The following is a 23,919-nucleotide window of genomic DNA, read 5'->3' as shown; positions in this document are numbered from 1 at the left end:
GCCGGGACGGGCCGCGGCCCGTCCGCCGAAACCCCGACCACCAAGGAGAAACCCCATGCGCCGCGCCGCCATCGTCAGCCCGCTTCGCACCGCCGTCGGCGGTTTCGGAGGCGCGCTGCGCCCCGTTCCCGTCGAGGTTCTGGGCGGCACCGTCACCAAGGCGGTTCTGGAAAAGACCGGCCTCGATCCCGCGCTGATCGAGGACGTGGTCTTTGCCCAGTCCTATGCCAATTCGGAAACCCCCTGCGTCGGGCGCTGGATCGCGCTGGACGCCGGCCTGCCGATCGAGGTGCCGGGCCTTCAGACCGACCGGCGCTGCGGCGGCGGCTTGCAGGCGCTGGTGACGGCGGCGATGATGGTGCAGACGGGCGCCTGCGACGTGGTGCTGGCCGGCGGCGTCGAGTCGATGTCGAACATCGAGTTCTACACCACCGACATGCGCTGGGGCCGGCGCTCGGGCACGACGCAGTTCTACGACCGGCTGGACCGGGGCCGCGAACGCTCGCAGCCCGTGCATCGCTTCGGCTATATCTCGGGCATGATCGAGACGGCCGAGAACCTGGCCCGCGACTACGGCATCACCCGAGAGGAGGCGGACGCCTTTGCCGCCGAAAGCCACCGCCGCGCCGCCGCCGCCTGGGCCGACGGGCGCTTTGCCCAGGAGGTCGTGCCGGTCGCGGTGCCGCAGCGCAAGGGCGATCCGCTGGTCTTCGACCGCGACGAGGGCATCCGGCCGGACACCACCCCGCAATCGCTGGCCAGGCTGCGGGTGATCCAGAAGGACGGCACCGTCACCGCCGGCAATGCCGCGCAGCAGAACGATGCCGCCGCCGCCTGCCTGGTCGTGGCCGAGGACAAGCTGGAGGAACTGGGCCTGACCCCCATCGCCTTTCTCAACGGCTGGTCGGCCGTGGGCTGCGACCCGTCGCGCATGGGCATCGGCCCGGTGCCGGCAACCGCCAAGGTGCTGCAAAAGACCGGGCTGAAGATGTCCGACATGGGCCTGGTCGAGATCAACGAAGCCTTCGCCGCGCAAGTCCTGGCCTGCCTGAAGGGCATGGACTGGGACGAGCGCGACAAGCTGAACGTGAACGGCTCGGGCATCTCGCTGGGCCATCCCATCGGCGCGACCGGGGTGCGGATCATGACCACGCTGGTCCATGAAATGGCCCGCCGCGGCACCCGCTATGGGCTGGAGACCATGTGCATCGGCGGCGGCCAGGGCATGGCGGCCGTGTTCGAACGCGCCTGATCGAAGGGCAGGAAATGAAAAGGGGCGAGGCTCGCAGCCTCGCCCCTTTCGCATGGCCCTGTCCCTCGCGGTCAGTCCAGGTTGATGTAGGTGGCTTTCGGGTAAAGGAAGCTCTCGACATGCTCGCGGGCGCCCTTCCAGCCATAGCCGCTCATCTTGGTGCCGCCAAAGCCGATGGCCGGGTCCAGCACGCCGTAGCAATTGACCCAGACCGTGCCGGCGCGGATGCCCTGCGCGACCTTGTGCGCCGTCCCCAGGTTCTGCGTCCAGACCCCGCCGGCAAGGCCGTAGGGCGTGTCGTTGGCCAGCCGCAAGGCCTCGTCCATGTCGTCGAAGGGAATGACCGAGGCCACGGGGCCGAAGATCTCTTCGCGGGCGATGGTCATGTCGTTGCGGACATTGGCAAAGACCGTCGGCTCGACATAGAAGCCCGCCGCCAGCTCGCCGCCCGGACGACGGCCGCCGGCGACCAGCTCGGCCTCGCCGCCGCCGATGCCGATGTAATGCTGCACCCGCTCGAGCTGGCGTTGCGAGACCAGCGGCCCCACCTGCGTCTGCGGATCGCAGCCGTCGCCGACGCGGATCGTCGCGGTGAACTCCTTCAGCCGCGCCACGAATTCGTCATGAACCCTGCGCTGCACGAAGATCCGCGTGCCGGCCACGCAGACCTGCCCGGTATTGGTGAACACGCCCATCGCCGCGCCCGGCACCGCCTTGTCCAGGTCGGCATCGGCAAAGACGATATCGGGCGACTTGCCGCCCAGCTCCATCTGCAACCGCTTGAGATTGCCGGCCGAGGCGCGGGTGATCGCCTGCGCAGTGCCGACCGAGCCGGTAAAGGCCAGCCGGTCGACGCCCATATGCTCGGCCAGGGCCTGCCCGGCCTCGTGGCCATAGCCGGTGACGACGTTGATGACGCCCTCGGGCACGCCGGCCTCGAGCATCAGCTCGGACACGCGCAGCACCGAAAGCGAGGCGTCCTCGGCCGGCTTCAGCACCGCCGTGCAGCCGGTGGCCAGCGCCGGGCCAAAGATCCACCACAGCCCGATCAGCGGCCCGTTCCAGGGGATGATGCCGCCGACGACCCCCACCGGCATCATCTGCTTCAGCGTCAGGAAATGCCCCGGCAGCGAGTTCCTGGGCGCAGCCACCGTGCCGGCATCGCATTGCGAGGCATAGAATTGCAGCACCTGCGAGGTCCATTCCCGCAGGTTGCGGATCCGCGACAGCGGCGCGCCCATGTCCAGCGTCTCGATCAGCGCCAGTTCCTCGAAATGATCAAGGACCAGGTCATGCACCTTGAGCAGCAGCTTGCGGCGCTGGTGCGGGGTCCAACGGCTCCAGTCACCCTCGAAGGCGCGGCGGGCGGCGGCGACGGCCAGGTCGACGTCGCGCGCGTCGCCGCGGGCGATCCGGCACATCTCCTGCCCGGTCGCGGGGTTGATGGCGGCGATCTGCTCTCCGCCCGCCGGATCGACCCAGCGGCCGCCGATCAGCAGCTTCTTGGCACCCTGCACAAAGGCCGGCCGTTCGGGCCGGTCGTGGTTTTGGCTTGTCATCTTGATCCCTCCATCGCCAAAGGATCGGCCAGCACGGCACGGCTGTCGATGCCCGGCGCCGAGCCATTCCCGCAGCCTGCAACCTCCATAGGGAAAACCTTTGTGGTTTCGTGCTGATGCAGACGCAGGCCCGCGCTAAATGCATAGTCGTATGGCAGCGCTGCCGGCGACAGCGCCGGGCTTTCCCAGGGCGACCGCGACCGCCAAGGCACCGCCGATCCACCGAAACAACCCCCGCGACGAGAGCAAGGTGACAGCACAGACCCCCGAACAGGACGGCAAGGCAAGGCACGGCGACGGCCTGCTGCTGGTCGATACCATCCTGATCTCGGGGCTGAACAATGCGACCCTGGCCTCGGCCCGGCTGGTGCTGCCGATGATCGCGCTGGGGCTGCATGTCGGCACCGCCCAGGTGGGCATCATGGCGGCGCTGTTCACGCTGGTGCCGATGATCTTCAGCGTCGGCTTCGGCCGCTGGGTGGACCGGACGGGGACGCTGGTGCCGATCCTCAGCGCATCGGGGCTGATCCTGCTGGCCAGCCTGCTTTTCGAGGTCTTTCCGGCCGCCCCCGTGCTTTACGCGGTGGCCGGGCTGATCGGGGCGGGCGCGGTCTTCAGCCATGTCGCCGCCGCCCGCGCCGTGGGCGAGATCGGCGCCATCGCCGACCGGCCGCGCAACCTGGGCTATCTGGTCGTCGCCTATTCCGTCTTCCAGTTCCTCGGCCCCATGGTCGCCGGGCTGGCCTATCAGTTCTGGGGCGCGGCCGCCGCGCTGTTCAGCATCGGCGCCTCGGCGCTGCTGGCGGCGCTGCTGGTCTTTGTCCTGCCCCACAACTTCGACCGCAGCCCCAGCGCCGGCCGCACGGACCGGCCCGGCCCCACGACCGAGCTGCTGCGCATTCCCGCCCTGCGGCAATGGCTGATCATCAGCGCCGTGTTCAGCTCGGCCCAGACCATCTATCCCTTCATCATCTCGCTGCACGCGCTGGAGGTCGGGCTGTCGCCGGCGGCGGCGGGGCTGATGCTGGGCGCCTTTGCCATCGGCACCGCGATTTCGCGCCTCAGCGTCGGCATGATCACCCGCCGCTTCAGCGGCAATGCCATCTCGCGGCTAGCGCTGATCGGGGGCGCCCTGGGCTATGCGCTGCTGCCGCTGGCACGGGACTTCGCCGCGCTTTCCGTGCTGAGCCTGGTGCTGGGCGTCATCATCGGCATCGGCGTGCCCATCGCGCTGGCGCTGATCTATGGCGCCGCCCCCGAGCGCCGGGTGAACGAGGCCATCGGCCTGTGCATGGCCATCACCAATTTCCTGCAAACCGCCACACCGTTGCTGCTGGGCTTTCTGGCCTCGGGGCTGGGATCGGGCGCGATGACCTGGGCGCTTGCGCTTGGCATGGCGGCATCCTCGGCCCTGACGCTGGCCCGGCGCTGAAAGGAGAAACCCGTGACCCAGACCCGCCAGCCCGCGCTTGCCGGCATCCGCGTCCTCGACCTTGGCCGCTATATCGCCGCACCCTTCTGCGCCCAGCTTCTGTCGAACGAGGGCGCCGAGGTCATCCGCATCGAGCCGCCCGAGGGCGCCACCGACCGCGAGGTCATGCCCATCGGCATCCCCGGCGCCGGCGGGCTTTACATGCAGGTCAACGCCAACAAGAAGTCGCTGACGCTGGACTATGCCAGGCCCGCGGGCCGCGCCGTGCTGGAGCGGCTGGTCGCGACGGCCGATGTCGTGATCGTCAACCTGCCGCAAAAGGCGCTGCTGAAGCTGCGGCTGGACCATGCCACGCTGAGCGCGATCAAGCCCGACCTGATCCTGACCACGATCTCGGCCTTCGCGCCCGATGGCGAGGATCGCGACCGGGTGGGCTTCGACGGCACCGGCCAGGCGCTGAGCGGGGCGATGTATCTGACCGGCTTCGGCGACACCCCCACGCGCGAGGCGGTGTCCTATGTCGATTACGCCACCGCCATGGCGGCCGCCTTCGCCACCACCTCGGCCCTGCTGGAGCGGGCGCGGACGGGCAAGGGCCAGCATGTGCAATGCTCGCTGATGGGCACGGCGCTGACCATGATGAACCCGATGCTGATGGAAGAGGCCTCGGGCTATCGCTCGCGCCGCCCGATCGGCAACCGCAGCCCGATCGCCGGGCCTTCCGACCTGTTCCGCGCCCAGGACGGCTGGGTGATGATCCAGGTCATCGGCGACCCGATGTTCGCCCGCTGGGCGCGGATGATGGGGCGCGAAGACCTGCTTTCCGACCCGCGCTTCGCCTCGGATTCGCTGCGGGGCGAGAATGGCGAGGCGCTGAGCGCCATCCAGCAGGAATGGTGCGCCGGCCGCACCGTCGCCGAGTGCCAGGCGGAGCTCACGGCGCACTCCCTGCCCTCCTGCCCCTGCCTGACCCCGGCCGAGACGCTGCGCCTGCCCGGCCTGGCCGATTATACCGACCCGATCCGCGCGGGCGAGGCGCCGGAGCTGCCGCTGGTCACGCGCGCGATCCTGACCGAGGCCGGCCGCGCGCCGCGCAGCCTCGCACCCGCCCTTGGGGCCGATACGCAGGCGCTGCTGGAGGGGCTGGGGCTGGGCGCCGCGGAAATCGACGCCCTGCGCGCCGAAGGCATCGCCTGAAATCAAGCGAGGGAGGAGGAACATGGCAAGGATCAGGATGACGGCGCTGGACGTGGCGCCCCTGTCGCTGGAAAAGGCAAAGATCGCGACATTCCAGCCCGGACATGTCGATCTGGTGACAACCGTGGCCGTGATCGAGCATGAACGCCACGGCATCCTGCTGTGGGACACCGGCATCAACGGCGCGGTGCTGGACCCCGAGGCGGGCTATTGGGCGCCGGGACTGGCCGAGGCTTTCGGCACCCAGGGCATCAGCCGCGACCATATCGTCGACCGCCAGCTAGAACGGCTGGGCATCGGTCGAGGCGACGTGCGCCATGTCGTCTATTCGCACCTGCACCTGGACCACTCGGGCGGCGCGGAATATTTCCCCGATGCCGTCCATGTCGCGCAGCGGGCCGAGCTGAACTATGCCTTCTGCCCCGATCCCTGGACGCGGCCGGTCTATTGCGACAAGGACATCGACCGCCTGCGCCGGGTCGAGCTGCTGCCGCTGAAAGGCGACGCCGACCTTTTCGGCGACGGCTCGGTCAGGCTGCTGCGCACGCCGGGCCACGCGCCGGGGCACCAGAGCCTGCTGCTGGACCTGCCGCACCGGGGCCGCATCCTGCTGGGCGGCGACGTGGCGCATCAGCGCGACCAATATCGGAACCACATCCCGATGCCCTGGGACCATTGCCTGTCCGACACCACCGCCTCGCGCCGCCGCGTCGCCGCCATCGAGCGGGGCGGGGTGCCGCTGTTCCTGTGCCACGAGCAGGCCGATTTCGCGCAGCTGCCGACGCAGGGCACCTTCTGGGACTGACGGCCCGCCAAGCGCGAACGGAAAAACCCCGGCCCATCGGCCGGGGTTTTCATGTGCGGGGCGGCAGGCCGGGCGCGGTCAGTCCACGCCCAGGGGCTGCGCGTCGTGGAATGCCTGAAGGATGGCGGTGCCGGACAGGCCCTGGCCGTCCATGCGCTGCGCCCAGGCGTCGATGACCGGCGCCAGCTTTTCCTGCCAGCGCGGCTCTTCCTCGGCCGAGACCGTGACCGGGACATAGCCGTGCTGATCGATCATTTCCTGCCGGACGCGGGCCTCGTCCTGGTCCAGCCATTTGCAGAAGCGCGGCTGCATCTGGGCGGCGGCCTCCTCGAAGGCGGCCTTGGCCTTGTCGGACAGCCCTTCCCATTTCTTCTCGCTGATGGCGAAGATCACCGAGGTCGAGCCGAGGCTCGGCCCTTCCAGCCCGTATTTGAACAGCGTGTCCAGTTCATAGGGCGGGGCCGAGTGATAGGGCCAGAACGCCCCGTCCATGGTGCCGCGCCGCAGCGAATCATTGACCTCGGGCGCCTGGATCTGCACCGGCACCGCGCCAAGCGCACGCGCCGTCTGCTCCATCGCCGCGCCCGAGGCGCGCAGCTTCAGCCCCTTGAGGTCGTCAAGCGTCCTGAGTTCCCTGGAGGTGGTCATGGCCTTGTAGGTGGGCAGAACCGCCACGAACAGCGGGCGCAGGCCCTGGGGCTTGTATTCCGCCTCGTAGAGCGGGCCGCCGGGCTGCGCGATCGCCCAGAGCTTGCCGGTCGCCTCGCAGGCGCTGCCGTATTTGACCGGCAGTTCCGAAACCGAGGTCAGCGGCAGCTTGTCGGGCATGTAGGAGCCGACCAGCACCGCCATATCCGCCAATCCGCTGCCGAGCAGGCCGATATAGTCCTTGCCCAGCTGGCCGGCGGGAAAGTTCTGGAACTGCACCTCGCCGCCCGTCGCCTCGGTGATCATCTCGGTAAAGGGCTGGCCGCCCTCTTTCCAGCCGAAATGGGTCGGCGGGAACATATGGGTGAATTTCAGCGTCACCTGGTCCTGCGCCAGGGCCGGCTGCACCGCCCCCGAGGCAAGGATCGCGGCCGCAAGCGCGGCCTTTCTGGCAAGATCCAACATCAACTCCTCCGATCTGTTGGTATGGCGGCGGTTTTCCATTCCCGCGGCGCGTTCGGGCTGATTGCCATTTCTAGGGCGAAACCGGCCGCGGATGGCCCGAATCCGTCTTTTGCACAGCAGAATACGATGCCATCCATCGGAAACACCTCTGACCCGCGGGCGGGCTCATTCCTTGCCGGCCTTGTCCGCATGTTCGGGCCACAGGCTGGCCACCAGGTCGCGGTTGCGGCCATAGGCATAGCAGCTGTCGATCTTGACCGGATTGCCGTCCCGGTCCCGCGCATCCAGCAGATGCAGCCGCTCGACCGTCATGGTCTGATAGGCGGCGCTGGCCAGCGGCGTCAGGATTTCCTTGAGATGCGTGCAGGTGTCGCAATTGGGCAGGCGCTGGCGGATCGCCCGGTTCCAGCCGCGCCCGATGCTGACCCCGACCATGGCCTGCAGCGTATCGCCGCCGCCGGGACATTGGCGATAGGGATGCGAGGCGATGAAGGTGCCGATTTCGGTGATCACCATGTCCTTGTCGAAAACCACGATGACGCCCAGGTCATGCACCGGCGCGCCGGCCGGCACCGGCCGGGAATCGCCCGGCGGGGTGAAATCCACCGGCTTGCGGTCGGTCAGATGCGCCCGCAGCTCGAACTGGCCGTCGCTGCGCCGGTAGCCGCGAAAATCCAGGCGGCGGTGGTGCATCTCTTCGCGGGTGATGCCGTCGTCTTCCGGCAGGTCCGGCATGGGTCTCCTCCTGTGGCTCAGGCCGGCTTTCCGGCCAGCAACCGCTTCAGGGCATCGTCGTCGTCGCCGATCTCGGGCGCGGCATGCAGCGGCGGCGGGCGCCGGCCGTCGAAGGACAGCGGCAGCTGGACGGTCTCGATCTCGTCCTCCTGCGGCTTGGCGATCATGCCAAGCGCGCGGGTCTGCTCGTGGTGGAACAGCTCGGCGGTGGTCTGCACCGGGGCGGTGGCGATGCCGAAGCGGCCCAGGTGGTCGTCCCAATGGGCACGGTTCTGCGTCGCCAGCCGCTCTCCGATCAGGCGGTCGATCTCGTCGCGATGGGCCAGCCGGCCGGCATTGGTGGCGAATTTCGGATCGCCGGCCCATTCCGGCCGGTCCAGCGCCTCGCAAAGCCGGGCGAACAGCCGGTCGTTGGCACAGCTGACGATCTGATAGCCGTCCGCCGCCCGATAGGCGCGATGCGGCACGATGAAGGCCACGCCCGAGCCGAAGCGGCCGCCCGGCTCGCCATCCGCGGCGTAATTGGCGATGCCCACGGTCATCCAGGCGATGGCGGTTTCCAGAAGCGAGCTGTTCACCGTCGCGCCCTGCCTGGTCCGCGCCCGGCGGAACAGCGCCGCCAGGATGCCGATCACCGCCCACATGCCGGTGCCGAAATCCACGATCGAGACGCCGGCGCGGACCGGGGCCTGCCCCTCCTCGCCGGTCAGGCTCATGATGCCGGCAAAGGCCTGCATCAGGGGATCATAGCCCGGCAGGCGGTTCATCGGCCCGACATGGCCGAAGGCGCCGACCTCGCAGCAGACCAGATCGGGCTTCAGCGCGCGCAGGCTTTCCGGGTCCAGCCGGTATTGCCCGGCCGAGCCGGGCCGAAGGTTGTGCAGGAACACGTCGGCATGGTCGCGGATCAGCACATGCAGCGTATCGAGCTGCGCCGCATCCTTCAGGTCCAGGCAGATCGAGCGCTTGCCGCGGTTCAGCGAATGATAGGCGGCCCCGCTGCCCTTCCATTGGCTCGGCCCCCAGCTGCGCGAGGAATCGCCGGGGCCGGGACGCTCGATCTTCCAGACCTCGGCGCCAAGCGCCGCCAGCACCTGCCCGCCGAAGGGCGCCGAGGCGCTGTCGCCCAGTTCCACCACCACGATGCCTTTCAGGGGTAGCTCGTCGCTCATTTCCGTCTCCTCCGTCTCGCTCAATCGGCCGTCCGGGCGCCACCGCTGGCAACGAGGCCGGCGGCCTCATCCTCCGAGAACCCGTATTCGCCGAGCAGTTCCATGGTGTTTTCGCCCAGCCGCGGGCTGTGGTGGCGCAGCTCGGGCTTGCTCTCGCTCCAGCTTTGCGGCAGGCCGATGGTGCGCAGGCGCCCCTCGCTCGGGTGGTCCTGCATCCCGAAAAAGCCCACCGCCTGCATATGCGGATCGCTGAGCAGGGTTTCGGGCGTGTTCATCCTGATGACCGGAATGTCGGCCTCGGTCAGCAGCCTTTCCCATTCGTCGCTGGTCCTGGTCTCGAAAACCTTGCCGAGGAAGCGGTAAAGCTCGTCGATATGCTGGGTGCGGCCGTAGATCGTGGCATAGCGCGGATCCTCGGCCATCTCGGGATGGCCCGAGAGATGGAAGAAGCGGTGCCAGTGCTTGTCGTTGTAGACGTTGACGCCCAGATAGCCGTCCTTGGTCCTGTAGGGCCGGCGGTCGGGGCTGGTCATGCGCACATAGCCCCAGTCGCCGATGGGCGGATCGAAGGTCAGCCCATACATGTGGTCGCCCATGACGAAATGGCTGAAGGTCTCGAACATCGGCACCTCGACGCATTGGCCGTGCCCGCTGCGCTCGCGGTAATAAAGCGCCGCCGTGACCGCATTGGCCGTGGCCATGCCGACGATGCGGTCCGCGATGGCCGAGGCGACATAGACCGGCTCGCCATTGTTGCGCCGCCCCTGCACCACCGGCATGCCGACGCCGGCCTGGATCAGGTCGTCATAGGCCGGACGGTCGGCATAGGGACCGTCCTGGCCGAAACCGAAGCAGCCGCAATAGACCAGCCGCGGGTTGAGCTTGTGAACCTCGTCGAAGGACAGGCCCAGCCTGGCCAGCGTCCTGGGCCGGAAACTGTGCAGCAGCACGTCCGCCGATTGCAGCATCTTCTTCAGGGCCGCCAGCCCCGCCGGGTTCTTGAGGTCCAGCACGATGCTGCGCTTGTTGCGGTTCAGGTGCAGAAAGATGACGCTCATGCCCGGATTGCGGGCGGGGCCGACGCCGCGGGTGGTGTCGCCGCCGGGCGCCTCGACCTTGCAGATGTCGGCGCCCAGGTCGGCCAGCAGCAGCGAGCCATAAGGCCCCATGAAATTCGAGGTCAGGTCGATGACCTTCACATCCGCAAGCGGTCCCGGCATCGTTCTCCCCCTTCAAATGTCCCGGCGTCCCCGACCAGCCTGCCGGAAACGCTCATTTTCATTCTGCGCATCGGAAGACGGGCAGGGTTTGTCTGCCGCGCTTGATGAAGGCGACCTCGACGGGGCGGCCGATGCGCATGTCCTCGGGCTTGCCCTCGATCTGGGTGAAGAGGTGATAGCCCTCCTCCAGCACCACGAAGCCGACGGTGTAGGGCGCGATCGCCTGCCAGGCCGGGGTCGGGCCGCGGCCCACCGTGCTGTGGGAATAGATCCGCCCCTTGCCCGAGGAGCGCCGCCATTCCAAGGCCTCGCCGTCGCATTCCGGGCAGAAGGACCGCGCCGGCCACACCACCGCGCCGCAGCCGGTGCAATGCTGGTAGGTCAGCTCGCCCCGCGCGCAGGCCTGCCAATAGGGCGCGGCGTCCATCTGCGCATAAGGCTGCGGAAAGCCGTCGACATATTCGATTTCCATGGCGTCTCCCCTTAGGTCCGGTTGCCGAGGATGGCGACGGCGCCGGCCGCCAGCATGCCGCCCGAGCCCTGCACCAGCACCGTCTGCGGCCGCTTCGACGGCGCCGCCCCCAGCGCGGTGCCGCGCAGCTGGCGGATGGCCTCGACATAGCTGTCCATGTTGCACGAAATCCCCGGCTGGCCAAAGGACAGCCAGCCGCCGTTGGTGTCCAGCGGCAGGTCGCCGTCGATGCCGGTGCGCCCCTCGCGGTAGAGCCGCGCGCCCTTGCCCTTTTCGGCAAAGCCCAGGTCCTCGAGGATGATCGGCCCCATATGCGCGAAATTGACCGAGATCTGCGCCATGTCGATGTCGTCGCGGCCGATGCCGGCCTGGGCGAAGGCCTGGCGCGCCGCCTCGGCCGTCGCGGTATGGGTGATGTTGGGCAGCGGGCCCAGCGTGTCGAAGCGCGCCCGGCGCATGTTCATCCGGTCGCCCAGGTATTCATGGGTCGAGGCCGAGCCGTAGCCCAGCAGGTAGACCGGCGCCGCGAAGTTGCGGGCGTTCCCGGCCGAGGTCACCACCAGCGCCCCGCCGGTGCCGCCGCCCCAGGTCGAGCACATCCAGCGCCGCAGCGGGCTCGAGACATAGGGCGAGGCCAGCACCTTCTGCGCGTCGATCTCGCCGAAGCGGGCCTTGGCGGCATGGGGGTGCTTCACGCCCCATGCCTGGTTGGCGATGGCGACCTGGGCGAAATCCTCCTCGGTCACGCCGAACTCGTGCATGTAGCGGCAGGCCGCCTGGGCATAGAGCGAGGGGATGGTGGGGCCGTAGGGGATCTCGAACTGCGGGTCGGCATCGGCCTCGGCGCCCATGGCGACGGCATCGACGAAAAGCTCGGTGGCGTCGCTTTGCAGGCAGAGCACGTATTCGGCCTTGCCGGCGGCGATCATCTGCGCGGCCATGCCCAGGCTGGCGGTCAGGCCCGCGCCGTGCATCGTCAGCTCGCTGTTGATCGTCACCGGCATCTGCATGTGCGAGATGAAGATGTTGGACCATTGCGAGCGCTTGTCGGCCCAGGGCGAGCGGCCGGTGAAGACCGCGTCGACCTGCTGCCGGCCGATGCCGGCGTCCTTCAGCGCGGCGCGGGCGGCCTCGACCGCCAGCCGCATCGGATCCTTGCGGTTGTCGCGGCTGGCATAGGCATCGCCCATGCCGACGATGGCGGCGACAGGGCCGGTGGCGGGGCTGGGGCTCATGGCGTCAGTCCTTGAAGATCGGCGTGGCCTGGGCCATCAGCTCTTCCAGGTCGGCACGCTTGCGCAGCATCAGGATCGACCATTCGCTGCGCTGAAGCACGTCGCTGTTCTGATTATAGGCCTTGATCAGGAAGGTGCCGACACCGAACTTGTCGTCCTTGTCCTTCTTGGCGATGACCTCGCCGGTGGCATAGACCGTGTCGCCGATCTTGACCGGGTGCAGGAAACGCAGCTTGTCCACGCCGTAATTGGCCTGGATCGCCGGGCCGAACTGCAGGAGCCCCGAGATCAGCGAGAAGGTCAGCTGGCCCTGCACGATGCGTTCGCCCCAGCGGGTCTTGGACGAATATTCGGTGTTCGAGTGGATCTCGATCCAGTTGCCGGTCAGCATGCAGAAATTGACCACATCCGTTTCGGTCACGGTGCGGCCGGGCGAGCGGAAGACATGGCCGATTTCCAGCTCGTCCAGCGGGGTGTTGACGCGATTGTCCGCAATCATGGCTTCATCCTTTCAATGGGTTGCATCCTCCTTGGGGGAGGCGGCGCCGCGGCGGGGAGGCGGCCGGCGGCGCCGCGCGACGCGGGTCAGAGCCGCATCGACTTCGAGATGATCGTCTTCTGGATCTGCGAGGTGCCGCCGCCGATGGTGGACTGCACGCTTTCGCGCAGGTAGCGCTCCATGTCGGCCTCGGGCAGGTTGGCGTGGCCGCCCAGCACCTGCATCCCGGTCAGCGCGCATTGCTTCAGCGTCTCGGAGCCATAAAGCTTGGCCATCGACACCTCGCGCGAGCAGGGGATCTTGGCCGCCGCCATGCGGGCGGCGCGATAGCACAGCAGGCGGGCGGCATCGACTTCGGTCTGGCGCTCGGCCAGCATGTGGCGCAGCACCTGGAAGTCCCAGATCGGGCGGCCGAACTGGATGCGTTCATGGGCGTATTGCGTGGCCTTGTTCACCGCGGTCTGGGCGTTGCCGACATAGGCGGCGGCGACCGAGCAGCGTTCCAGCTCCAGATGCGCCAGGATGATTTCCCAGCCCTGGCCTTCCTTGCCCAGGAGGGCGTTGCCGGGCACCTTGACCTCGTCGAGGAAGATCTCGGTGGTGCCGGTGGCGTGGCGCGACAGCGTCGGCAGCTTGTTGATGACCATGCCCGGCGTGTCGTTCGGGATCAGCAGGATCGACAGCCCGCCATGCTTGTCGTCGGCATCGGTGCGCACCAGCATGGCGATGACGGTGTTGTTCGCCGCCGCGCCCGAACACCACAGCTTCGAGCCGGTGACGATCCAGTCGCCGTTCTCGTCGCGCCGCGCCCGCGTGGCGGTGTTCGAGGCGTCCGACCCCGCGCCCGGTTCCGAGATCGAGACCGAGAAGCGGATCTTGCCGTCGATGAAGGGCTTGATGTATTGCGCCTTCTGTTCTTCGCTGCCGTATTTCTGGATGTTCATCGCGGTGAAGGTCGGCACCAGGATGGCGGCGGCGAAGTCGAAGCCGTATTTGCCCAGGCCCTCGGCCATCAGCGTGTAGTCGAAGATGTCGCCGCCGGCGCCGCCGTCCTCTTCCTTGAACAGCAGCCCCAGCCAGCCCTGCCTGGCGATCTTGTCATAGGCTTCATAGGGATAGTCGCGGTTCATGTCGCATTTGCGGATATATTCGACAGTCACCTCGTCATCCATGAAACGGTTCACCGTCTCAAGCCAAAGCGCCTGCCCCTCGTCCAGAAAATTCCTGTCCATTCCATCCTCCTGAAATCCATAGTACGGCGACCGGGCGATCCGCCAGGCCGCGTTGAGGGCAAGCTAGGCAGACGCGGCCCAGGAACCAACTTGCGTTTCCTGAAACGGCAATTCGAGAAAATCGAATTGGCTGGCCGGCGGAACATCGAAAAATTCAACCAGCTGTTATTCATGGAGAATTTTTCGCGGCTCCTTTCCCAGCGCCGCCTGGTTATTGGGTTTTTCTATATCTCGTCATGAATATCCCTATGACTTCCGCCGCCTTTCGGCAGGATGCTTGCCTAGGGCAAAAGCCCGTCCCTAAACTCCCGCGCAGATTCACCTGCGGTTCGTCCGGCAGGATTCGCGCCCGGCATCGGGGAGGAAAGACATGGCCAAGGCGACGGAACCAGAGCGTTTCGAGCATCTCTATATAAACGGCGAATGGGTGAAGCCGATCGACGGCGCGCTGGTGGACAGCATCGACCCCGCCACCGGCAGGCCCTGGGCGCTGGTCGCCTTTGCCGGCAAGCAGGACGTCGACCGCGCCGTCGAGGCCGCCCGCGCCGCCTTTCGCGGCCCCTGGCGGCGGATGCCGGCGCATGAGCGCGCGGCCATGCTGCGCCGCTTTGCCGAGGCCTTCCGCGAGGCGATCCCCGAGATCATCGAGCATGAGGTCCGCGACAGCGGCCGGCTGATCGTCGATGCCCGCGCCGACCTGGGCGCCGAGGTGGCCTGGTATCACTGGTTCGCCTCGCTGGCCGACAAGACGCTGGGCACCACGGTGCCGATGGACGACAGCGTGCATTGCTTCACCACCCGCGTCCCGGTCGGCGTGGTCGCCGCGATCACGCCCTGGAACGCGCCCCTGATGACCATCTGCCTGAAGCTGGGCGCGGCGCTGGCCGCCGGCTGCACCCTGGTGGTGAAGCCGGCCGAAACCACGCCGGTCTCGACCCTGCTCTTGGGCCGCATCGCCGAGCGTGCGGGCCTGCCGCCGGGCGTCCTGAACATCGTCCCCGGCCACGGGCACGAGATCGGCGACCACCTGGTCGGCCATCCGGGCGTGGACAAGGTGTCCTTCACCGGCTCGGGGGCGACCGCAAAGCGCATGCTGAAGACCGGCGCCGACAGCCTGAAGCGCTTTACCTTCGAGCTGGGCGGCAAGGCACCGCATATCATCTTTGCCGATGCCGACCTGGAGCAGGCGCTGAACTCGGCCACCTCCTCGGCCTGGACGAATTGCGGGCAAAGCTGCGCGCTGGGGTCGCGGGTGCTGGTCGAGCGCCCGGTCTACGACCGCGTGGCCGAGATGTTCCGCCAGCGCGCCGCCACCGTGCGCGTCGGCATGCCGATGGACGAGGCGACCCGGATGGGGCCGCAAAACAGCCAGCAGCAGCTGGACAAGACCCTGTCCTATTTCGAGATCGGCCGCGCGGAGGGCGCCGAACTCCTGGCCGGGGGCCGCCGGATCGACCGGCCGGACCTGGCCGGCGGCTATTTCGTGGAGCCCACGATCTATGCCGGCGTGACCAACCAGATGCGCATCGCCCGCGAGGAAATCTTCGGCCCGGTCGCCGCGCTGATCCCCTTCGATGGCGAGGAAGAGGCGATCGAGATCGCCAACGACACGCCCTTCGGCCTGACCGCGGGGCTCTGGACCAACGACCTGGGCCGGGCGCATCGGGTCTCGAACCGGATCGAGGCCGGCAGCGTCTGGGTCAATACCTATCGCTACGTGCGCTGGTCGCTGCCCTATGGCGGCTTCAAGCAAAGCGGCTGGGGGCGCGAGAACGGCATCGACGCGCTCGACCCCTACCTGGAAACCCGCACCACGGTCATCAGCACCACCGGACAGGCAGCGAACCCCTATGCCTGAGGGGCCGGCCATGGGATTGGCTATGCGTCTGCCAAAACCATAGCCTTTCCCTATGGGACGTCCCGCTTCGGCGATGATGCCTTTGGGAAGGTTTGCGGGAAACGCGGCTGCGGATGTAAAATCGGCCGCATCTACCCCGGATCCGATGCCCGCCGATCGCGGGCAACCCTATCGGACACAAGCCGGAAATCATCGGACCAGGAGAAAAGGGGCCGATCGGGCTTCGCTTGCGCGCGCGGGCCGCAAGGCCGGGTCATCTGAAAAATCGGCGCCGTCCCGGCTGGCGGCACATGGGAGGAGAAATGGGAAAGGTTATCATATCACTGGAACGGCTGGGGCTTGCGCTTGCCGTCATATGCGTCACGCTGATCATGTTGATCGTGTCCTATGACGCGTTCTCGCGCTATGCCTTTCACGCGCCGCTGCCCTGGGCCTTCGAACTGATCAGCTATTACCTGATGATCGCCGCGACCTATTTCGCGATCTCGGCCACGTTCCAGCAGGGCGACCACATCAATATCGACCTGTTCCGCAGCATCATGGCGCCGCGGCTTCGCCGCGTGCTGGACATCCTGTGGTCGCTGCTGGGCGCCGCGATCTTCGCCGTCGTCGCCCATGGCGCCTGGGGCGAGATGGTCCATGCCTATACCCGCAACGAATTCCTGCCCGGCTACATCACCTGGCCGGCCTGGTTGTCGCAGCTGCCCATCGTGCTGGGCTTTGCCCTGCTGGTGGTGCGCCTTTGCGCCCATGCCCTGACCCTGCTGCTGCGCGGATCCGATCCCGATGTCGTCGATCACACCACCGGCGTCGAAATCAAGGAACATCACGAATGATCGCCACCATCATCGTCCTTCTCATGTTCGTGCTGCTGGCGGCGGGCATGCCGGTCGGCTTCACGCTCATCGCCTCGGGCGCGCTCGGGATCCTCTGGATCGGCGGCCCCTCGGCCATGATGGGCATCCTGGCGAGCATGCCCAAGGACAGCGCCTCGTCCTATGAATTCCTCGCCATCCCGATGTTCCTCTTGATGGCCGAGTTCGTGCTGCGCTCGGGCGTCGCCGACGACCTGTTCCAGGCCGCGGCCGCGTGGTTCGGCCGGGTCCGCGGCGGGCTCGGCATCGCAACCGCGCTCGCCGGCGCAGGCTTCGGCGCCATCTGCGGATCCTCGACCGCATCCGCCGCCACGCTCGCCTCGACCTCGCTGCCGGCCATGCTGAAATACGGCTACGACAAGCGCATGGCATCGGGCGTCGTCGCCATCTCGGGCACGCTCGCCATGCTGATCCCGCCCTCGATCGCCATGGTGGTTTATGCGCTGCTGGCCGATGTCAGCGTCGCCAAGATGCTCATCGCCGGCGTCGTGCCCGGCATCCTCGTCACCCTCACCATCGCGCTGACCGTCTATGTCCTGGCCGCGCGCAACCCCGAGCACGCGCCGCTGAGCCAGGCCTTCCCGCTGCGCGAAAAGCTGGCCCTGCTGCGGCTGATCCTGCCCATGGTGCTGCTGATGCTGGTCGTCACCGGCGCCATCTACACCGGCATCACCACGCCGACCGAGGCCTCGGCCGTCGGCGCCTTCGCCGCGGGCCTGCTCTATCTCAGCCGCCGCCACAAGGACACCTCGCTCGCCGAGATCTACGCCATCATCGCGCGGGCCACCCGCACCTCCTGCATGCTGGCGATCATCATCCTGGGCGCGCATGTCTTCACCACCTTCTTCGCGCTGACCCAGACCACCGCCATGATCATCGACTGGGTCGGCGCGCTGAATGTCAACCGCTGGGTCATCATGGTGCTGCTGATCGTGGTCATCCTGATCCTGGGCTGCTTCATGGACCAGATGGCGATCCTGGTGCTGACCGTGCCGGTGCTGGCGCCGCTGCTGACCTCGATGGGCTTCGACCTGGTGTGGTTCGGCGTGGTGCTGATCGTCACCGCCGAGGTCGGGCTGGTCACGCCGCCCTTGGGGCTCAACTGCTTCGTGGTGTCGAAATACGCCCGCATCCCGACCGGCGACGTGTTCTGGGGCGTGCTGCCGCATGTCTGGGCCCACCTCATCGCCATCGCCATCATGCTGGCCTTCCCGGCCATGGTCATGTGGCTGCCGAACCACATGTGACGGGGGGCCCGAAACCGAAACCGCGGGCGCCCCGGCATGCCGGGGCGCCGTCATGGAGAAAGCCATGCCCACCGATCCCGACCTGTCCCGCATCATCCGTCCGGGCGATTGCCTGATCTGGGGCCAGTCCCATGCCGAGCCGCGCCGCCTGATCCGCATGCTGGCCGAGCAGCGCGGCCGGCTGGGCGGGGTGCGGGTCTTTCTGGGCATCGGCCTGTCCGGCCTGCTCGGGCCCGAACATGCCGACCATATCGACTTCCTGGCCTATTGCGCCAGCGGCACCAACCGCGCGCTGATGCAGGCCGGGGTGCTGGACATCCTGCCGGTGCATTACTCGCGCCTGCCGCAGCTGCTGCGCGCCGACGTGGCGATGCTGCAGGTCTCGCCCCCCGACGCGCGCGGCCGCTACAGCCTGGGCATGGCGCGGGAATACCTGACCGCGCCCCTGTCCCGCGCCCGCGCCATCATCGCCGAGGTCAACCCGGACGTGCCCTGGACCTTCGGCGGCCCCTACCTGACCCGCGACGATTTCGCGCTGCTGGTGGACAGCGACGCGCCCCTGCCCGACGCCCCCGCCCGCATCGGCCCGGTCGAGACCGCCATCGGCCGCCATGTCGCCACGCTGGTCGAGGACGGCGCCACCCTGCAAACCGGCATCGGCGCGATCCCCGACGCGGCGCTGGCGCAACTGGGCGACCGCCGCGACCTGGGCATCCACAGCGGCAGCCTGGGCGACGGCGTGGCCGCCCTGCAGCAGGCGGGCGTGATCACCAACAGCCGCAAGCCGATAGACCCCGGCGTCACCGTGGGCGGCGTGCTGATGGGCGGCCCCGCCCTGCGCCGGCTGGCGCACCTGAACCCGCAGATCGAGCTGCGCGGCACCGAATACACCCATGATCCAAAGGTGCTGGGCCGGCTCGACCGCTTCGTGGCGCTGAACTCGGCGGTCGAGGTGGACCTGACCGGCCAGGTCAACAGCGAGGTCGCGGGCGGGCGCTATGTCGGCGCGGTGGGCGGCATCATCGACTTCCTGCGCGCCGCCGGCGCCAGTCCGGGCGGCGTGCCGATCATCGCCCTGCCCTCGACGGCGGGCGCGCACAGCCGCATCGTCGCCCGGCTTTCGGGCCCGGCCTCGGTGCCGCGGGCGGAATCCTGCGTGATCGTCACCGAACACGGCGTGGCCGACCTGCGCGGCCTGTCCTTGCGCCAGCGGGTTGACCGCATGATCGCCATCGCCCATCCCGATCACCGCGAGGCGCTGGCCCGCGAGGCGCATGAGAAAGGACCATGGGGATGAGCGAGTTCGGCATCCCGACGCTGCACAGCCGCGTCGAAAGCTGGGAATGCGACTTCAACGACCATTGGAACGCGCGTTTCTATGGCCGCAGCTTCCAGCTGGCGCTGGAGACGATCCCGACCCTGCCCGGCGTCACCGACCTGGGCGAGGCCCCGCCGCTGACCCGCTATATCCGCTTTCACCGCGAGCTTTTCGTCGGCGCCGGGGTCGAGGTCCGCTCGGCCCGGCTGGCGGACGGCGCCCATGCCGGCGCGATCCTGCACCGGCTGTCCAGCCTGGGCCAGCTGGCGGCGACGGCGCTGGACATCGGCGGCATCGCCGTGCGGGGCCTCTTGCCGGACGTCCCGGCCAGCGCCGCGCGCCTGGCCCTGCCCCGCGGCCTGGCCGGTCGCGACGACGCCCGCTGGGACAGCGAGCGCGGCGCCACCCTGGCCGAGACCGGGCCGATCCGCCCCTGGGAACTGGACCATCGCGGCCGGCTGCTGTTCGAGGAGCTGGTGCGCCGCGTCGCGCTGGCCTCGCATTTCCATGTCGGCCAGCTGGGCTTTACCGACGAATTGCGGCGCGAGACCGGCATCAGCCGCATGGCGGTCGAGACCCGCGTGACGCAGATCTCCGATGCGGCCGCCGGCACGCCCGTCCGCATCCGCTCGCGCGTGTCGCAGGTGGGGGCGAAATTCTTCACCGTCACCCATTCGGTCGAAACCCATGCCGGCCAGAAGCTCGCCTTCGTCGAGCACAGCATGGTCACGGTGGACCTGAACGCCCGCCGCGCCATCCCGGTGCCGGAGTTCCTGCGCCGGCTGGAGCTGTAGCGCGCCGGCCCGGCCTAGGCGGGCTCGTCCAGCACGATGGTCTTGCTTTCCAGGAAGGCGGCCAGCCCCTCGGGCCCGCCCTCGCGGCCGATGCCCGACTGCCGGAAGCCGCCGAAGCCGATCGAGAAATCCGTGCGCGGCCCGTTGTGGCCCACCGTGCCCGAACGGATCTGCCGCGCCACCCGCAGCGCCCGGTCGCGGTCGTTGGTGAAGACCGCGCCGTTCAGGCCGAAGATCGTGTCATTGGCGGTGCGGATCGCCTCGGCCTCGTCCTCGACCGCGATCACGCCCAGAACCGGGCCGAAGATCTCTTCGCGCGCGATGGTCATGTCGTTCGAGACATTGCCGAAGACCGTCGGCTCGAAGAAGAACCCCCGGTTCAGATGCGACGGCCGCCGGCCGCCGGTGGCAAGCCGCGCGCCCTCGGCCAGGCCCTGCGCCACATAGCGCTCCACCGTGTCGCGCTGGCGCGCAAGCGCAAGCGGCCCCGAGGTGGTCGCCGCGTCGAAGGGATCGCCCAGCACGATCCCTTGCGCCACCGCCGACAGCGCCTCGACCATGGCGTCGTGTTTCGCACGCGGCACGATGATCCGCGTCAGGCTGTGGCAGACCTGCCCGGTCAGGTAGCCGAAGAAAAAGCCGCCCAGCGTATTCGCCGCCGTCTCGATGTCGTAATCGTCCAGCACCACGGCGGGCGACTTGCCGCCCAGTTCCAGCGTGACCCGCGCGATGCGTTCGCCCGCGGCCGAGGCGATGCGCCGGCCGGCCGCCGTCGAGCCGGTGAAGGTGATCTTGTCCACGCCGGGGTCGCGCACCAGTTCCTCGGATTCGGCGCGGTCGGCGGTCAGGATGTTCACCACGCCCGGCGGCAGGCCGATCTCGTCGCAGATCTCGGCGAAAAGATAGGCCGAGCAGGGCGCCTCGGGCGCCGATTTGACGATGACCGTGCAGCCGGCCAGCAGCGCCGGCGCGACCTTGTAGGCCAGAAGGCCCGCCGGTCCGTTCCAGGGGATGATGACGGCGGTGACGCCCACCGGCTCTTGCACGCGCAGGCCCCTGTGGCCGGTCTGCGAGCGCTGCTCGACCTCGAAGGGATAGGTCGCGGCCATGGCGGCGTATTGGCGGAACGCGCCGCTGATGAACAGGCCGATGCGCGGCTGCGCGACCCTGTAGACGACGCCGGACTCGATGCTCCAGATCCGGGCGAAATCGTCGTTCATCGCCTCCAGCCGCTCGGCCAGCCTTTCCAGGAAGGGCGCGCGCTCGGCCGGGGTCATGCGCGGCCAGGGACCCTGGTCGAAGGCCGCGCGCGCCGCCTGCACGGCACGGCGCATATCCGCGGATTCGGCACGGGCGACGGTGGCCGCGACCTCTTCGGTCGCGCAATCCAGCACGTCGAACGTGCCGGTCCCGGCCGGTTCGACCCATTCGCCGCCGATATAGAACCTGCCGGGATGCTTCAGTTCGATGCGCCGCGCCGTCATGGCCGTTTCCCCCTTTGCTTCAGAACAGGAAGACGCCCTTGCCGCCGGCCTGCTTGTTGAAATCCTCATAGGCCTGGGCGGCCTGGTCCAGCTTCCATTCGTCGGTGAAAAGCCTGTCCACCTCGACGCCGTGGTCGGCGATGAACCAGGCGCAATCCTTCATGCCCACCTCGGAGAAGGTGTAGGAGCCGATCACCGTGCGCTGCTTGCCGATCAGGTCCTTCATCCCGTCCACGTTCAGGTTGCCGCCCACCGCGACCAGCGCGATCTTGCCCCAGACCCTGGTCGAGCGCACGGCCTGCTGCTTGGGCACCTCGCCCCCGGCGCAATCCATGGCGCAGGAGACGCCCTTGCCGCGGGTCAGCTTGTGGATTTCCTCGACCGGATCCAGCTTGCTGGCGTCGATCACATGCGCCGCGCCGAAGTTCCGCGCATTGGCCACCCGCTGGGCGTTGATGTCGACACCGATCACCTCGACCCCCATGGCGGCGGCAAGCTGCACCGCCGACAGCCCGACCGGGCCCAGGCCAAAGACCGCCAGCGTGTCGCGGGCGCTGATGTCCAGCCGCAGCAGCGCGCCATAGGCGGTGCCGGTGCCGCATGTCACCGCCGCGCCGCCCTTGAAGGACAGGTCGGACGGCAGATGCACCAGCGAACTGGCCGGCACCTTGATGTAATCGGCATGGCCGCCGTGCTTGATGACGCCATGCGGCGCCGCCCCCTGGTCGCAAAGCTGGGTCCAGCCGCTGCGGCAATGGTCGCAATGCGTGCAGCCCTCGTAATGGAACACCATCACCCGGTCGCCGGGCTTGAAGGTCTTGGCATCCACCCCCGCGCCGACCTCGGCGATCACGCCGCAGGGCTCGTGCCCGCCGATGATCGGGGCATCGGGGTCGATGCCGCGCGACGCCAGATCCTTGAAGCCCAGCATCTTGATGACCTCGGCCATGCCGTGGCGATAGAAATGCAGGTCGCTGCCGCACATGCCCGAGGCCTTCATCTGGACCACCACCTCGCCGGGGCCGGGCGTCGGGTCGTCGAAATTCAGCAACTCGACCTTGTTGTCACCTTGAAAGACCATGCCGCGCATAGGATTCCCCCTCCGATCCGGCGGCAAGATCGCCGCGCCTCGTGCCGTCTCCGGCCGCCGCGGCCGGATGCACCTTGTTGATAACCCCCTGCCCCTCCAGGCGAGAAGCCTTATCGAAAACGGCAGGCCCTAGACATGGCATCGTTTTTCCCTATGGCCGTCCCCGTCCCAGGCCGGTCGCGGAAAACCCTTTGACAATAATGCGGCCATGCCGCGAAAATGGCGGGCAGGGAGCAGGATCGACGATCAGGCGGGCCGACTTGCCGAATGTTCAAGGGAAAGCCTATGGCCCCGATCCGCCGTCCAAGGGGGAGTATTCGTGAGCAGAGCCACCCGCGCGCAGGCGCCGGACATCGACATCAAGCATGTCTATTATTTCCTGATGCTGGCCAAGCACGGCTCCATCTCCAAGGCGGCCAATGCGCTGGGGCTGGCGCAGCCGTCGCTGTCGGAACATGTCGCGCGGCTGGAGGCGCGGCTGAACACCAAGCTCGCCATCCGCGGCCCGCGCGGCGTCACCCTGACCGAGGCCGGCCGCTTCCTGGCGCGCGAGGGGCACAAGCTGGTCGACGTGGCGCGCGCCCTGACCGACAGCCTGCGCGAGATGAGCGACGAATTGCAGGGCACGGTCTCGATCGGGCTGCCGCCTTCGCTGAGCCTGCTGGTCAGCATCCCGCTGGCCGAGACCACGCGGCTCGAGGCGCCCGGCATCCGGCTGCACCTGACCGAGGGGCTGTCGGGCCATATCCTCGACTGGATCGAGCAGGAGCAGCTGGACATGGGCTTCGTCTACACCATGCCGCCCAGCACCGGCTTTCAGACCGATGCGATCCTGGAGGAAGAGATCTTCGTCGTGGCGGCCGAGGACAATGTCCCGGTCGAGCCGGACGAGGACGGCGGCTATTCCATCCCCGCCTCGCAGCTGGGCGAGCTGCCGCTGGTCATGCCCGGCCTGCCCCACAGCGCCCGCCATGCCATCGAGCGCTTCGCCCGCGCCCATGGGCTGAACCTCAACGTCATCGTCGAGATCGACTCGCTGTCGCAGATCATCGAGATGGTCAGCCGCGCCAGCGCCTTCAGCATCCTGCCCCATGCCCCGGTCGCCAAGCTGGTCGAGGAAGGCAAGCTGGTGCTGATCCGCATCAAGGATCCCGGCTTCAACCGCACCGTCTACCTGACGCGCAAGCGCAGCCGGGCGGTGTCGATGGTCAGCCTGACGGTGGAAAAGACCGTGCTGAAGATCATCGAGGAGATGGTCGAACGCTACGGCCTGCGCGCCCGCTTCATCGCCAACGAGAAACCCGGCCGGAAGTGACCGGCCGGATCGGTC

Annotated in this window: 21 protein-coding genes; 10 read left to right on the top strand and 11 right to left on the bottom strand. The window is 68.1% G+C overall.

Features of this window, described 5'->3' with window-relative positions; genetic code table 11:
- Nucleotides 1–55: 55 nt before the first annotated feature.
- Entirely contained in the window at nucleotides 56–1,252 is a 1,197-nt protein-coding gene (locus tag KF941_RS21190) for an acetyl-CoA C-acetyltransferase (protein WP_214274427.1), read from the top strand.
- A 71-nt stretch (nucleotides 1,253–1,323) separates the two neighbouring features.
- On the opposite strand, the gene KF941_RS21185 is transcribed toward KF941_RS21190, so the two are convergent.
- Entirely contained in the window at nucleotides 1,324–2,811 is a 1,488-nt protein-coding gene (locus tag KF941_RS21185; RefSeq protein WP_214274426.1) for an aldehyde dehydrogenase family protein, read from the bottom strand.
- 250 nt (nucleotides 2,812–3,061) lie between these two features.
- Between KF941_RS21185 and KF941_RS21180 the strand changes: the two genes are divergently transcribed.
- The 3 genes from KF941_RS21180 to KF941_RS21170 are packed head-to-tail and all read left to right on the top strand — an operon-like array spanning nucleotide 3,062 to nucleotide 6,245.
- On the top strand, nucleotides 3,062–4,243 hold the full coding sequence (locus KF941_RS21180; RefSeq protein ID WP_166443852.1) for an MFS transporter: 1,182 nt from the start codon (nucleotides 3,062–3,064) through the stop codon (nucleotides 4,241–4,243).
- 12 nt (nucleotides 4,244–4,255) lie between these two features.
- Nucleotides 4,256–5,440 carry a CoA transferase gene (locus tag KF941_RS21175; protein ID WP_036760017.1) on the top strand — a complete coding sequence of 395 codons (1,185 nt, stop codon included), beginning with the start codon at nucleotides 4,256–4,258 and terminating at the stop codon, nucleotides 5,438–5,440.
- Nucleotides 5,441–5,462: 22 nt separating this feature from the next.
- Nucleotides 5,463–6,245 carry an N-acyl homoserine lactonase family protein gene (locus KF941_RS21170; protein WP_214274425.1) on the top strand — a complete coding sequence of 261 codons (783 nt, stop codon included), beginning with the start codon at nucleotides 5,463–5,465 and terminating at the stop codon, nucleotides 6,243–6,245.
- Nucleotides 6,246–6,323: 78 nt separating this feature from the next.
- On the opposite strand, the gene dctP is transcribed toward KF941_RS21170, so the two are convergent.
- The 8 genes from dctP to KF941_RS21130 all read right to left on the bottom strand — a co-directional run bounded on the left by dctP (nucleotide 6,324) and on the right by KF941_RS21130 (nucleotide 13,923).
- Nucleotides 6,324–7,358, bottom strand: a complete 1,035-nt coding sequence (gene dctP, locus KF941_RS21165; protein WP_166436144.1) for a TRAP transporter substrate-binding protein DctP — start codon at nucleotides 7,356–7,358, stop codon at nucleotides 6,324–6,326.
- Between the two features lie 165 nt (nucleotides 7,359–7,523).
- Nucleotides 7,524–8,093, bottom strand: coding sequence for a DUF2889 domain-containing protein (locus KF941_RS21160; RefSeq protein ID WP_214274424.1), 570 nt, complete (start codon nucleotides 8,091–8,093; stop codon nucleotides 7,524–7,526).
- A 17-nt stretch (nucleotides 8,094–8,110) separates the two neighbouring features.
- A complete protein-coding gene (locus KF941_RS21155) occupies nucleotides 8,111–9,265 on the bottom strand; it encodes a CoA transferase (RefSeq protein ID WP_214274423.1) in 1,155 nt (384 codons plus the stop codon).
- Between the two features lie 20 nt (nucleotides 9,266–9,285).
- On the bottom strand, nucleotides 9,286–10,485 hold the full coding sequence (locus tag KF941_RS21150) for a CoA transferase (RefSeq protein WP_072464159.1): 1,200 nt from the start codon (nucleotides 10,483–10,485) through the stop codon (nucleotides 9,286–9,288).
- A 58-nt stretch (nucleotides 10,486–10,543) separates the two neighbouring features.
- Entirely contained in the window at nucleotides 10,544–10,957 is a 414-nt protein-coding gene (locus KF941_RS21145; protein ID WP_036761365.1) for an OB-fold domain-containing protein, read from the bottom strand.
- An 11-nt stretch (nucleotides 10,958–10,968) separates the two neighbouring features.
- On the bottom strand, nucleotides 10,969–12,192 hold the full coding sequence (locus tag KF941_RS21140) for a thiolase family protein (RefSeq protein WP_036761366.1): 1,224 nt from the start codon (nucleotides 12,190–12,192) through the stop codon (nucleotides 10,969–10,971).
- Nucleotides 12,193–12,196: 4 nt separating this feature from the next.
- Nucleotides 12,197–12,691 carry a MaoC/PaaZ C-terminal domain-containing protein gene (locus KF941_RS21135; RefSeq protein WP_214272643.1) on the bottom strand — a complete coding sequence of 165 codons (495 nt, stop codon included), beginning with the start codon at nucleotides 12,689–12,691 and terminating at the stop codon, nucleotides 12,197–12,199.
- An 86-nt stretch (nucleotides 12,692–12,777) separates the two neighbouring features.
- A complete protein-coding gene (locus KF941_RS21130; RefSeq protein ID WP_116222638.1) occupies nucleotides 12,778–13,923 on the bottom strand; it encodes an acyl-CoA dehydrogenase family protein in 1,146 nt (381 codons plus the stop codon).
- A gap of 370 nt (nucleotides 13,924–14,293) precedes the next feature.
- Between KF941_RS21130 and KF941_RS21125 the strand changes: the two genes are divergently transcribed.
- The 5 genes from KF941_RS21125 (at nucleotide 14,294) to KF941_RS21105 (ending at nucleotide 20,015) form a co-directional block, all read left to right on the top strand.
- Nucleotides 14,294–15,781 (top strand): aldehyde dehydrogenase, encoded by a 1,488-nt coding sequence (locus KF941_RS21125; protein WP_214274422.1) that lies wholly within the window; start codon nucleotides 14,294–14,296, stop codon nucleotides 15,779–15,781.
- A 302-nt stretch (nucleotides 15,782–16,083) separates the two neighbouring features.
- A complete protein-coding gene (locus tag KF941_RS21120; protein WP_214274421.1) occupies nucleotides 16,084–16,617 on the top strand; it encodes a TRAP transporter small permease in 534 nt (177 codons plus the stop codon).
- Complete coding sequence (locus tag KF941_RS21115) at nucleotides 16,614–17,903, top strand: TRAP transporter large permease (RefSeq protein ID WP_214274420.1); 1,290 nt, start codon at nucleotides 16,614–16,616, stop codon at nucleotides 17,901–17,903. Before KF941_RS21120 ends, KF941_RS21115 begins: the two co-directional genes overlap by 4 nt.
- 64 nt (nucleotides 17,904–17,967) lie before the next feature.
- Nucleotides 17,968–19,200: an acetyl-CoA hydrolase/transferase C-terminal domain-containing protein gene (locus KF941_RS21110; RefSeq protein WP_036760598.1), complete on the top strand. Its 1,233-nt coding sequence runs from the start codon at nucleotides 17,968–17,970 to the stop codon at nucleotides 19,198–19,200.
- On the top strand, nucleotides 19,197–20,015 hold the full coding sequence (locus tag KF941_RS21105) for a thioesterase family protein (RefSeq protein WP_072464292.1): 819 nt from the start codon (nucleotides 19,197–19,199) through the stop codon (nucleotides 20,013–20,015). Before KF941_RS21110 ends, KF941_RS21105 begins: the two co-directional genes overlap by 4 nt.
- 14 nt (nucleotides 20,016–20,029) lie before the next feature.
- Here the strand turns inward: KF941_RS21105 and KF941_RS21100 are convergent, their stop codons facing one another.
- A complete protein-coding gene (locus KF941_RS21100; protein WP_214274419.1) occupies nucleotides 20,030–21,499 on the bottom strand; it encodes an aldehyde dehydrogenase in 1,470 nt (489 codons plus the stop codon).
- Between the two features lie 19 nt (nucleotides 21,500–21,518).
- Nucleotides 21,519–22,589 carry a zinc-binding dehydrogenase gene (locus tag KF941_RS21095; protein ID WP_072464290.1) on the bottom strand — a complete coding sequence of 357 codons (1,071 nt, stop codon included), beginning with the start codon at nucleotides 22,587–22,589 and terminating at the stop codon, nucleotides 21,519–21,521.
- Between the two features lie 319 nt (nucleotides 22,590–22,908).
- Here KF941_RS21095 and KF941_RS21090 point away from each other — a divergent pair, with 319 nt between their 5' ends.
- The gene (locus KF941_RS21090; RefSeq protein WP_214274418.1) at nucleotides 22,909–23,904 is read left to right on the top strand and encodes a LysR family transcriptional regulator; all 996 of its coding nucleotides are present in this window, start codon (nucleotides 22,909–22,911) and stop codon (nucleotides 23,902–23,904) included.
- Nucleotides 23,905–23,919 lie beyond the last annotated feature (15 nt).

Source organism: Paracoccus sp. pheM1 (assembly GCF_018499825.1).
Taxonomy (GTDB): domain Bacteria; phylum Pseudomonadota; class Alphaproteobacteria; order Rhodobacterales; family Rhodobacteraceae; genus Paracoccus; species Paracoccus versutus.
The sequence above is the reverse complement of the archived record's forward strand: the minus strand, read 5'-3'. Positions and strand labels throughout refer to the sequence as shown.